Origin of the sequence: Limnohabitans sp. (assembly GCF_044361645.1) — a bacterium.
Taxonomy (GTDB): domain Bacteria; phylum Pseudomonadota; class Gammaproteobacteria; order Burkholderiales; family Burkholderiaceae_C; genus Limnohabitans_A.
On the sequence record NZ_JBIKIL010000125.1, the window covers coordinates 1 to 11,179 of the forward strand.

Consider the following 11,179-nt stretch of genomic DNA (forward strand, 5'->3'; position numbering starts at 1 on the left):
ACATGCATGACACGGTGCAGTTGCCACCCACCCAATTTTTGCCGCCGTGGGCCAGGGCGTTTTGGATCACGGGCATGTTGACCGGGTCCAAGATGATGACCGCGTCTTTGTCCATGCGCAAGGTCGATGCGGCGTCTATCCAATGGCCGTTCCAGCCTGTCGCGCGCAATTTGGGGAAAACCTCGGATGTGTAATCGCCGCCTTGGGCGGTGATGATGATCTCGCAGCGCTTGAGCTGCTCAATGTTGAAAGCGTCTTGCAGCGTGGTTTCGTTCTTGGCCATCGCGGGGGCTTGGCCACCCGAGTTGGAGGTGGAGAAGAACAAAGGCTCGATCAGGTCAAAGTCTTTTTCTTGCGCCATGCGGTCCATCAAGACCGAGCCGACCATGCCGCGCCAGCCGACCAAACCTACTAACTTGCTCATTTCAACGCCCTTTCAGTTTTAAAAACAGTGTCAGACCAGACTGTTTGCCCGGCTCGTCTGGCCGGGGGGGCGCACGACGAACCAGACTGGATCAGTCCTTCATGGTCGTGGTTTTGGTGAAGCCAACACCCACAGCAGCACCCACCTGGACGGTGATGGCGCTGTTCAGAGAGAACAATTTTGGGTGGAACATAGCCCTTGATTGTAGCGGATGGCAGGTTGCGCCCCAGACGATACAACGGTGGTGGTGGCTGACCTGCGCGTAAACCCTTTGTGTTCAGGGTGTGGCGGCTGTCTATACTTTTGACAAGGACAAATGCATGACTTCACAACAATGGATCTTGAGCTTGGTGCTGGCCACCATGGTGTTTTCGGTGGCGCTGGAACTTCGCATCGAAGACTTCAAAAGGGTCGCCCAAGCACCACGGGCGGTGCTGTGTGGCTTGATTCCCCAGTTCATTTTGCTGCCGGTGGGCACTTGGCTGGCCACTTTGGCACTGGACCTGCCGGCCAACGTCGAGGCCGCCATGATCTTGGTCGCCGCCTGCCCGGGCGGCAGCCTGAGCAATGTCATCACCCACATGGGGCGGGGCAACACGGCCTTGTCGGTCAGCATCTCGGCGGTGGCCAGCGTGATCGCATTGTTCGCCACGCCCTTCAACTTCAGCTGGATGATCGCCGCCAACCCCGAGACCGCGTCGTGGTTGCGCGAGCTGTCCATCGACCCTTCGGGCATTTGGTTGAGCTTGGTGGCGCTGCTCGGCATTCCGCTGGCGCTGGGTTTGCTGTTCTCGCACCAGTGGCCTACCCTTACGCAGCGCATCCGCAAGCCACTGGGCCATTTTGCCGTGGGTGCCTTGATCTTGTTCATCGTGGCCGGTCTCATCAAAGAGCGGCAGCTGTTGACGCTGGGCCTTTTGCCCACCTTGTTGATTGTGGTGCTGCACAACGCCAGCGGCTTGTTTTTGGGCTGGGCCACAGCCAAGGCCATGCGGGTGAGTGAGCGCGACCGCCGTGCTGTGATGATCGAAGGCGGCATGCAGAACTCGGGCCTGGCACTGGGCATCATTGCAGTGCAGTTTGGCAGCGATTTGGGCATGGTCACCCTGGCCAGCCTGTGGGGCATCTGGCACATCGTCAGCGGCCTGGGACTGGTTTTTTATTGGAAGAGAAAAGATGCTCGACGGCTTGATTAAAAACGGCACGGTGGTGGACGGCACCGGCGCACCCGCTTTTGTGGCCGATGTGGGCATACGGGGTGGACGCATTGTGGCGGTGGGCCAAGTCGACGAGCCCGCCCTGCACACCTTGGACGCAACAGGTTTGTGGATCACGCCCGGCTTTGTGGACATCCACACCCACTACGACGGCCAAGTGACGTGGGACGAATGCTTCACGCCCAGCATTTACCACGGCGTGACCACCGTGGTCATGGGCAACTGTGGTGTGGGATTCGCGCCCAAACGCCCGGGTCATGAAGGCGACCTGATCAAGCTGATGGAGGGTGTGGAGGACATCCCCGGCGCTGCGCTGCACGAGGGCATCCGCTGGAACTGGGAAAGCTTTCCGCAATACATGGACGCGCTGGCTGTGACGCCGCGCAGCCTGGATTATTTGGTGCAGGTGCCACACGACCCCTTGCGCATGTACGTGATGCAGGAACGTGCCCTGGCCCACGAGAAGGCCACGGCGCAAGACATCGAGGCCATGCGCGCGCTCTTGCGCCAAGCCTTGCAGGCCGGTGCCGCCGGCTTCAGCACGGGGCGCAGCGACAACCACCGCACCTCCGATGGCAAAGACACGCCTGCCGCGAATGCGGGCCTCGACGAATTGACGGGTCTGGCCCAGGCCTTTGAGGACTTTAGCCATGGCGTGGTGCAGATCGTGAGCGACTTCAACTTGCTGAACGGTCCCGACCCCTTCGACGCTGAGTTCGATTGCGTGGAGGCGCTGGCGCGCGCCAGCGGCAAGCCGGTGTCCATGACCTGGCTGCAGCGCGACCCGGGCGGCGAGCAGTACCTGAAGATCCAAGAGCGGGTCGAAGCGGCGGTGCAGGCGGGACTGCCGCTGTACATGCAAACCGCGGTTCGGGGCATCGGCGTGCTCAACGGTTTGGACGCGAGCTTTCACCCCTTCATGGGCTTTCCGTCCTACAAAGAGGTGGCGCATTTGCCTTTGGCCGAGCGAGCCCAGGCGCTGCGCGACCCGGCGCGCAAGGCCCGCATCCTGTCTGAAAAGTCCGAGCGCCTGGCAGGCGACGGCAGCGCCATCCCACCGCTGGTGGACATTTTGTTGGCCAAGATAGACCTCATCAGCGGCCGCATGTTCGCGCTCGAAGACACACTCAACTACGAGCCCTCGGTGATGCAAAGCTTTCTGGTGCGGGCCAAACAAGCAGGCATCACGCCGCTGGAAGCCATGTACGACCACCTCACAGCGGGCAGTGGGCAGGGTCTGATTTATTTCCCGATCTTCAATTACAACGAAGGCTCGCTCGACGCGGTGCGCCGCATGCTGGACCACCCCCGGGCACTCAGCAGCTTGAGCGACGCGGGCGCGCATGTGGGCACGGTGTGCGATGCCAGTTTCCCAACCTTCATGCTCACCCATTGGGTGCGCGACCATTTGGAAGGTCGTGGGCGTGAGGCCATCCCACTGGAGACAGCGGTCGAAATGTTGACCCGCCGCAATGCCCGGTACCTGGGCTTGTCAGACCGGGGCGTGATCGCACCGGGCATGCGCGCCGACCTGAACGCCATCGACCCCCAGCGCCTGAGCGTGGGCCTGCCCCGCTTGGTGCGCGACTTGCCTGCAGGCGGCAAGCGCTTTGTGCAAAAGGCCGAAGGCTATGTGGCCACTTGGGTGGCGGGTGAGCTGGTGCAGCGCGAAGGCGAGATCACCGCCGCCCGCCCGGGGCGCTTGGTGCGCATGGGCCAGGCCTAAGGCCGTTTTAATAAACAAAGCCCGGCCACCTTTGCAGGTGCCGGGCTTTGTCTTTGGGACGTCTTGATCAGCCCAGGGCCTTGACCACCGCATCGCCCATTTCGGGGGTGCCGACTTTGGTGGTGCCTTCGCTCCAGATGTCGCCGGTGCGCAGCCCTAGGGCCAGCACTTTTTGCACAGCCGCTTCGATGCGCTGTGCGGCTTCGGGTTGGTTCAAGCTGAAGCGCAGCATCATGGCGGCTGACAAGATGGTGGTCAGTGGGTTGGCCACGCCTTTACCGGTGATGTCGGGGGCGCTGCCGTGGCTGGGCTTGTGCAGGCCTTGGTTTTTGGTGTTCAGGCTGGCCGGGAGGGCGCACGACGAACCAGACCGGATCAGTCCTTCATGGTCGTGGTTTTGGTGGTGAAAGCACACGCGCCAGCACCTGCCTGGGTGGCCGAGTCAAAGTTCAAAGAAAACGAACTTGCGTGAAACATGGGGAGTGATCGGAATGCAAGCCCATGCACCCTTAGTGGTGTGCAAGCCAACGCCGTGCGCAGAATCAGAACACATCAGGCACATACAAAATGGCTTGGAAGACATTGATCTGTGTCATTTGTTGGGCAATTGCCCACATAATTGAAAACGCCGCTGAGCCACCGGACAGGAATCAGGACAGTGCGGCCCGGATGGCCCACCAAACCAAGGAGTGAAAATGAATTTCTACCAACGCATGGCCTTGGGCATTTTCAGCATGCTGGCGATCTGGGGTTTTCTACCACAGGCCGTGGCCGCAACCGAGCCTGTGGTGTTGCGTATATACGCACCAGCGGCCAGCAGCACAACCACCAAACCGGCCAAAGAGCTTGCCAATGGCCCATTGGTGGCGAGTTTGCAGATCGAGTTCTTTAAAAAATTGCCGCAACACAGCTTCGTCACGAAAACGCCATGGTACAAAAAACCAGTCAAATTCACTGGCCCTTTGTTGCGCGACGTGTTGGCCGCTGCCAAGGTCAAGGGCCATGTCATCCATGCGGTGGCCCTGGATGATTACCAGGTCAGCATCCCCTTTTCGGACGCCGTGCAATTCGACGTGATATTGGCCCACACCATGGACGGTGAAACCCTGACCCCCAAAAACAAAGGCCCTTTGTTTGTGGTCTATCCCTACGACAGCAAGCCCGAATTGCAAGCCGTTCGTTTTTACGAGCGCTCCATTTGGCAACTCAAGGCCCTGCGCTTGGAGTGAGCACGGGATGACCGAAAGACCCAAGGCCTTTTCTTACAGCGCTGCGCTCTTTGCGGCCTCCTTGGCGGTCGCCTTGGCCATGACGGCCTTGCTGGTATTTGAGTGGACACAACGCCAAGCCTTGCAAGCGCAAGCCGTTCAGAGGGTGGATTCCGTGACCGCGCCGGCCTTTTTGTTGGACCGCGAGTACCTTCGCTTGGTCAGCAGTTTGGACTTCTTTTTGAACGCACGCAGCGCGCCGCCTCTGGACGAGGTGCAAACACGTTTGAACATTTTGTTCAGCAAAATCGAGACCGTTCGCGAGTCACCAGGCTCGGCCTTGTTGCTGCAAAACCCCGAGCTGGCGCAACGCCTCCAACGGCTGCAAGTCTATGCAGACCGCTGCGAGCAGGCGCTGTCAGGCCAGCCACTCGATCGGCTCCAGTTGCAGGCCTTGCTGCAAGAAATGCAAGCACAAGCGGCCAATTCTTTGGCACTGGGCAATGCCGCTGACTTGTTGGGCGCGCAATTGTTGGAGCGCCAAACCCGCGATTTGTTGAAACAAAACCTGCACATCATCTGGTTGACCATGGGTCAGTTGGGCTTGTTGAGCGTGCTGCTCGCAGGCTTGGTGTGGCGCAGCAAAATTCAGCAACGGGAAGAAAAAGCACTGAAAAAACTCAATGAACAATTGCAGTTGGCTCGCCAACAGGCAGACAGTGCCAACCTGGGCAAGAGTCAATTTCTGGCCAACATGAGCCATGAGTTGCGCACCCCTTTCAATGGCGTCATGGGCTTGTTGGGCTTGCTGCAAAAAACCCCACTCAACCCTGAGCAAACCGATTTGGTCCGTGTGGCCAACGATTCGGCCAAGCACTTGTTGATGCTGCTCAACGACATTTTGGACATGTCGGCCCTGGAGGCCGGCAAAATCAGTCTGCACATGGAGCCGGTGCACTGGCCCAGCTTTTTACAAGGCATTGAGGCCATCTTCCAACCCTTGGCGGCCCAGAAAAACTTGCATTTTGAGGTTCACAACCAGCTTGAAGATGACCTTTGGTTGGAGACCGACAGCACACGGCAACGGCAAATTTTGTTCAACCTGATCACCAATGCCATCAAATTCACAGAAAAGGGCCAGGTGGTCTTGCAGGTTCGCCGCATGGACGACGAACAAAACAGGCCATGGCTGGAGTTGCAAATCAAAGACACCGGAATCGGCATGGATGAAAAAGCGCTTGGCCAGTTGTTCCAGCGGTTTTTCCAGGTGGACTCTGGGCTGTCGCGTCAATTTGCCGGGACCGGTTTGGGCTTGCAAATTTCGCTCTCGCTGGCACGCTTGATGGGCGGCGACATCAGGGTTCAAAGTCTGCCGCAGCAGGGCTCCACCTTCACCGTGGTCTTGCCTTTGCGGCTTTGCGCACCGGCGCAACCCGAAGCACGTGCACCAAGGGCCATCCCTGCCAACGCCGACGCGACGTGCCCTGTTTTGAATTCTTCGGTGCGTATTTTGGTGGCCGAAGACAACCCGGTGAATCAAAAGTACTTGTCACTCATGCTGGCGCGCATGGGTTACCAAGCCAAGTTTTGTGACAACGGCCAAAAGGCTTTGGAGGCGGTGGTGCAAGCGGAGTTTGACCTGGTCCTGATGGACATCCACATGCCGGTGATGGATGGCCTGAGCGCCACACGCGCCATTCGGGCACTGGCTTGGCCGAAATCTCAAGTCCCCATCATCGCCTTAACCGCCGATGTATTGCAAGACGCCAAAGACCAGGCCAAGGCCGCAGATGTCTCGGCCTTCATCTCCAAACCGATCAAGCCCGAGGAGTTGGAGCTTGTGATCGCCAACATGCTCGCCAGCGTTCAGACCCAAGCCGAGTAGTCGGAATGAGGGACGATCCAAATGCCGCTGGATCGCCCTTGGTTTATTTGAGCAGGCCTTCGGCCCGCATGGCTGCGCGCACCCCAGGCCGTTCGGCCACGCGCGCGCGCAAAGCCATCAGCTTGGCAAAATCGTCCAGCTTGAGCCCGACCAAACGGGCCCAGTTGGTGATGTTGAACAGGTAGATGTCGGCCACCGTGTAACGCTCTCCCATCAAGAAAGGGCGGTCTTGCAACTGCGCATTGACCCAGTCCAAGCGCTGCATCAGGTGGTCTTTGGCGATGGGCTTGTAGGCCTCGGGGGTTGATTTGCTGAACAGCGGTGAAAAACCTTTGTGCAATTCGGTGGCGATGAAATTGAGCCAAGCCATCAGCTGGTAGCGCGCCAGCTCCCAGGCTGGAGGGGCCAGGCCCGAGGCGGGGACTTGGTCCGCGATGTACTGCAAGATTGCCGCCACTTCGGTCAGGCGCGTGCCATCGTGAAGTTCCAATAAGGGCACATAGCCCAGTGGATTGATCTGGTGGTAATCCGTGCCATCGACCAAGCGGTGCGTTTTGGTGCTGGCCAATACCGGCTCGAAGTCAAGTCCGGTTTCATGCAAGGCGATGTGCGCACTCAAGGAGCAGGCACCTGGGCTGTAATAAAGCTTCATGTTCGCGTCTCCTGCTTCAGGGCATCAGTCGGGCAAGCAAGCGGATCTCGGGACCGGCCAGGGCCTGAGAGACAGGGCAGTTGAGCTTGGCTTCTTGCGCGTATTTTTGAAAATCCTCGTTGTTCAAACCGGGCACCTCGGCTTCGGTTTCCAACTCGATCAAATCGATGCGGGGCTCGTTGGTCAGGCGAACTTTGGCGGTGGTGCGGATCGATGTGGGAACCAGCCCGGCCTTGCCCAGCAGTGCGGATAAAAACATGGAGTAGCAGCCAGCATGGGCTGCGGCAATCAACTCTTCGGGGTTAGTGCCGGGTGCCGACTCAAAGCGCGAGCCAAAACTGTAAGGGCCTGTGTAGGCCCCACTGCCCAAATTCATGCGGCCAGAACCCTCTTTGAGACTGCCTTGCCATTGGGCTGAAGAAACGCGAACTTGCATGGAGTAACTCCTCAGTTGATGAATGAATGGTGCGAAAAAAACAGACCCGCCCGTCAAGCCAACGCCGCCTGCAGCCTTTCGGCCACCCCGGCCCAATCGGCGTCTTGGGCAATGGCCTCGTTCAAAAACGTCAGCTGACTGGGCGTCCAAATTGGCGCTTCCAACAGGCCGCAGTGGCGACAAGCCCCTTGGTGTTGGGCGATAAATTGGGCCACCGCATCGGGCTCATGGGGCAATCCCAGTTGTTTGAACAAATGGCTCAGGCTGTGGAAGGTCGTTTCCATGATGGGGTGGTCTTGGCTAAGAGGTTGGGATTGTAGGGCTTGAATATACTCAATGTAGTACTATTTAATCAAAATATTTACTGAGAAACACCATGACAAACAATCTTCAATTGGTTTTGGGGCCCGAATCGGCAGGGCTGCCCAATTGTGCGGCTGGGGGCCAAAGGCATGGCCTGATGGCCTGGGGCCATGCCCGATTGACGGCTCGGTTTTTTAACGGCGACGCGATCAGCCCAGGGCGCTTGGAGCATGCGATTGAACCTATTTCCGGCAGTTGGGCGCGGCCGAGGGGCTGACGAAGCAGGTCTTTGGCTAGGCGCGAGTGCCCCCCGGACTGCCTGTCCGGGGGGTGCGAGCAACAACGCCAGAGGCCTGAAGCGTCAGACCTGCGGCCGTGCAGCGCTTTCACCCATGAGGTGAAGGTGGTCGTGTGCGCAAGTGTTTGATTCATCAAGTTTTGAAGCGCAAGCAAGCGGCCAACTGCCGGAAATAGGTTGAATGGACAGAAGACCGCATTCAAGCGGCCCATGCCGACATTCCCCCTGGAGAGCAGCTTTACACGAGCGAAGACGACCTGCGTACGCTCGCTGTGGTCAGTGGTGTCAGTCCGAGCGAGGACATGCTTTTGCATGTCGAAGCGGTCGAGGCCGCCTTCAGCCGTTTGGTCATGCAGGCGTTTGGACAAGCCCCGCACCAAGGGGCCTTGCCAAGTTCAGCGCGTTTTTTTCGACCGTGGTGTTCGTTCGCGCGTTGATGCACCACCTGCATTTCCCGCAAATTCATGTGGTGGACAAGCACAGCTTGCCGCCGGTGGCGCAAGCGTCCTTGGGGCTCAGTGCGCAAGCGCTTTGACCACCGCATCGCCCATTTGCGCGGTGCCCACCTTGGTCGTGCCTTCGCTCCAAATGTCGCCGGTGCGCAGGCCTTGGGCCAGCACTTTTTGCACCGCCGCTTCGATACGCTGTGCGGCCTCGGGTTGGTTCAAGCTGAAGCGCAGCATCATGGCTGCGGACAAGATGGTGGCCAGTGGATTGGCCACGCCTTTGCCGGCGATGTCGGGGGCGCTGCCGTGGCTGGGCTCGTACAGGCCTTGGTTTTGGGTGTTCAGGCTGGCCGAGGGCAGCATGCCAATCGAGCCGGTGAGCATGGACGCTTCGTCAGACAAGATGTCACCAAACATGTTGCCGGTCACCACCACGTCAAAACGTTTGGGCTCTTTCACCAATTGCATCGCGGCGTTGTCCACATACATGTGGTCTAGGGCGATGTCGGGGTAGGCTTTGCCGACTTCGCTGACCACGTCTTTCCAGAACTGGAAGGTCTCGAGCACATTGGCTTTGTCCACGCTGGTCACGCGGCCCTCTTTGCCTGCGGCCTTGCGCTTGCGAGCGGCCTGAAAGGCCACGTGCGCGATGCGCTCGATCTCGGGCTTGGAGTAGCGCATGGTGTCAAAGGCTTCTTCTGCACCGGGAAAGTGGCCGTCGGTCGCGATGCGGCGGCCGCGCGGCTGGCCGAAGTAAATGTCACCCGTCAGCTCGCGGATGATCAGAATATCGAGGCCCGAAATCAGCTCGGGCTTCAAGCTCGAAGCACCGACCAATTGCGCATAGCAAATGGCCGGGCGGAAGTTGGCAAACAAGCCCATGTTTTTGCGCAGGCCCAAGATCGCTTGCTCGGGGCGCAGGGGGCGGTCGAGCGTGTCGTATTTCCAGTCGCCCACCGCGCCAAACAACACGGCGTCCGACGCCATGGCCAGCTTGAGCGTTGACTCGGGCAGGGGGTGGCCATGCGCGTCGTAGGCCGCGCCGCCGACCAAGGCGGTTTCCATCTCGAACTTCAGGTCGAGCACGTTCAAGACTTTGACGGCTTCGGCGACGATTTCGGTGCCGATGCCATCACCGGGGAGGACTGCGATTTTCATGGGGATTCCAAGTTTCTTTTATGCGTTGACAGCGGTGTGCGCCAACCAAGGCTTGGTGGCCAGGCGTTCGGCTTCAAAGGCTTTGATCTTGTCGGCGTGGCGCAGGGTCAGGCCGATGTCATCCAGGCCGTTCAACAGGCAGAACTTGCGGAAGGCCTGCACCTCGAAGGGGATCTCTTGCCCTTGCGGACGCACCACCACTTGGCGTTCCAGATCGACTGTGAGCTCGTAGCCCGGGAAGGCCGCCACTTCGTCGAACAACTGGGCGACCACGGCTTCGGGCAGCACGATGGGCAGCAGGCCGTTTTTGAAGCAGTTGTTGAAGAAGATGTCGGCAAAGCTGGGCGCGATCACGCAGCGAAAGCCGTATTGGTCGATGGCCCAGGGCGCGTGTTCGCGGCTGGAGCCGCAGCCGAAGTTCTTGCGGGCCAGCAAAACGCTGGCACCTTGGTAGCGCGGCAGGTTGAGCACAAAGTCGGGGTTCGGCTTGCGGCTGGCTGGGTCTTGGCCGGGTTCGCCCTTGTCCAGGTAACGCCACTCGTCGAACAGGTTAGGACCAAAGCCGGTTTTGCGGATCGACTTGAGGAACTGCTTGGGGATGATGGCGTCGGTGTCCACGTTGGCGCGGTCCATGGGGGCCACCAAGCCTTGGTGTACGGTGAATTTCTTCATGGGATACCTCTCCGGATTAAATTTGCTTTAACTCTTTCAAACTCCGCATTTGAAACCGAAGTTTCGTTTGCAGTGCCTTCGATGGGGCGCCTTGAGTAAGTCGACCTCCCCCAACCATCCCTATATTGAAAGTAAAAAAATTCATCATTGGTGTCTTCGAGAAAGTAGGACGCAACAAGCGTCTTTTTGTACCGATCAAAAAACCAGGCAATTAGCCAGCCGATAAATCCGCCGACTATCAAAAGGACAATATCTTTTATCTCCACAGAATTCATGTGAATTTGCGGATGTCGACAAAATGGCCGTGCACAGCAGCCGCTGCGGCCATGGCGGGGCTGACCAAGTGGGTGCGGCCACCCGCGCCCTGACGGCCTTCGAAGTTGCGGTTACTGGTCGAGGCGCAGCGCTCACCGGGTTCTAAGCGGTCGGCGTTCATGGCCAGGCACATGGAGCAGCCGGGCTCGCGCCATTCAAAGCCGGCGGCCTTGAAGATCTCGTGCAGGCCTTCTTGTTCGGCTTGCACTTTGACCAGGCCCGAGCCGGGCACGACCATGGCCAGTTTGACATTTTTGGCCACTTTTTGGCCAAGTTTTTTGACCATGGCAGCGGCTTCGCGCATGTCTTCGAGGCGGCTGTTGGTGCAAGAACCAATGAACACTTTGTCGATGGTGATGTCGGCCAGCGCCTTGCCGGGCTGCAGGCCCATGTAGGTCAGGGCGCGCTCGATGGCTTCGCGCTTGACCTCGTCTTTTTC

General features: G+C 59.0%; 13 protein-coding genes and 1 pseudogene. 5 read left to right on the top strand and 9 right to left on the bottom strand.

Annotated elements, in window-relative coordinates; genetic code table 11:
• Positions 1-424, bottom strand: a 424-nt coding sequence (locus tag ACIQ39_RS16090; protein WP_396435617.1) for an aspartate-semialdehyde dehydrogenase, incomplete at its 3' end; no start/stop codon positions are given.
• Positions 425-744: 320 nt separating this feature from the next.
• Between ACIQ39_RS16090 and ACIQ39_RS16095 the strand changes: the two genes are divergently transcribed.
• Positions 745-1,620, top strand: a complete 876-nt coding sequence (locus ACIQ39_RS16095; protein ID WP_396435618.1) for a bile acid:sodium symporter family protein — start codon at positions 745-747, stop codon at positions 1,618-1,620.
• Entirely contained in the window at positions 1,601-3,367 is a 1,767-nt protein-coding gene (locus tag ACIQ39_RS16100; protein WP_396435619.1) for an amidohydrolase family protein, read from the top strand. The genes ACIQ39_RS16095 and ACIQ39_RS16100 overlap by 20 nt, the downstream gene beginning before the upstream one ends.
• 67 nt (positions 3,368-3,434) lie before the next feature.
• Here ACIQ39_RS16100 and ACIQ39_RS16105 read toward each other — a convergent pair.
• Positions 3,435-3,734, bottom strand: a pseudogene (locus ACIQ39_RS16105) (isocitrate/isopropylmalate family dehydrogenase); the annotation flags it as partial.
• 328 nt (positions 3,735-4,062) lie between these two features.
• On the opposite strand from ACIQ39_RS16105, the gene ACIQ39_RS16110 reads away from it, so the two are divergent.
• The gene (locus tag ACIQ39_RS16110) at positions 4,063-4,596 is read left to right on the top strand and encodes a molybdopterin-dependent oxidoreductase (protein ID WP_396435620.1); all 534 of its coding nucleotides are present in this window, start codon (positions 4,063-4,065) and stop codon (positions 4,594-4,596) included.
• A gap of 7 nt (positions 4,597-4,603) precedes the next feature.
• The gene (locus ACIQ39_RS16115; protein ID WP_396435621.1) at positions 4,604-6,460 is read left to right on the top strand and encodes an ATP-binding protein; all 1,857 of its coding nucleotides are present in this window, start codon (positions 4,604-4,606) and stop codon (positions 6,458-6,460) included.
• Between the two features lie 43 nt (positions 6,461-6,503).
• On the opposite strand, the gene gstA is transcribed toward ACIQ39_RS16115, so the two are convergent.
• Genes gstA through ACIQ39_RS16130 form a run of 3 tightly spaced genes read right to left on the bottom strand, consistent with a single transcriptional unit; the run spans position 6,504 to position 7,832 of the window.
• Positions 6,504-7,112: a glutathione transferase GstA gene (gstA, locus tag ACIQ39_RS16120; protein ID WP_396435622.1), complete on the bottom strand. Its 609-nt coding sequence runs from the start codon at positions 7,110-7,112 to the stop codon at positions 6,504-6,506.
• A gap of 16 nt (positions 7,113-7,128) precedes the next feature.
• The gene (locus ACIQ39_RS16125; protein ID WP_396435623.1) at positions 7,129-7,548 is read right to left on the bottom strand and encodes an OsmC family protein; all 420 of its coding nucleotides are present in this window, start codon (positions 7,546-7,548) and stop codon (positions 7,129-7,131) included.
• A 53-nt stretch (positions 7,549-7,601) separates the two neighbouring features.
• Positions 7,602-7,832, bottom strand: coding sequence for a DUF2789 family protein (locus ACIQ39_RS16130; RefSeq protein WP_396435624.1), 231 nt, complete (start codon positions 7,830-7,832; stop codon positions 7,602-7,604).
• A gap of 92 nt (positions 7,833-7,924) precedes the next feature.
• Between ACIQ39_RS16130 and ACIQ39_RS16135 the strand changes: the two genes are divergently transcribed.
• Complete coding sequence (locus tag ACIQ39_RS16135) at positions 7,925-8,128, top strand: hypothetical protein (RefSeq protein WP_396435625.1); 204 nt, start codon at positions 7,925-7,927, stop codon at positions 8,126-8,128.
• Positions 8,129-8,664: 536 nt separating this feature from the next.
• Here the strand turns inward: ACIQ39_RS16135 and leuB are convergent.
• The 4 genes from leuB to ACIQ39_RS16155 form a co-directional block, all read right to left on the bottom strand.
• Positions 8,665-9,753 (bottom strand): 3-isopropylmalate dehydrogenase, encoded by a 1,089-nt coding sequence (gene leuB, locus ACIQ39_RS16140; protein ID WP_396435626.1) that lies wholly within the window; start codon positions 9,751-9,753, stop codon positions 8,665-8,667.
• Between the two features lie 18 nt (positions 9,754-9,771).
• Positions 9,772-10,425: a 3-isopropylmalate dehydratase small subunit gene (gene leuD, locus ACIQ39_RS16145; protein WP_396435627.1), complete on the bottom strand. Its 654-nt coding sequence runs from the start codon at positions 10,423-10,425 to the stop codon at positions 9,772-9,774.
• Positions 10,422-10,700 (bottom strand): hypothetical protein, encoded by a 279-nt coding sequence (locus ACIQ39_RS16150; RefSeq protein WP_396435628.1) that lies wholly within the window; start codon positions 10,698-10,700, stop codon positions 10,422-10,424. Before ACIQ39_RS16150 ends, leuD begins: the two co-directional genes overlap by 4 nt.
• Positions 10,697-11,179, bottom strand: a 483-nt coding sequence (locus ACIQ39_RS16155) for an aconitase family protein (RefSeq protein ID WP_396435629.1), incomplete at its 5' end; no start/stop codon positions are given. The genes ACIQ39_RS16155 and ACIQ39_RS16150, both read right to left, overlap by 4 nt.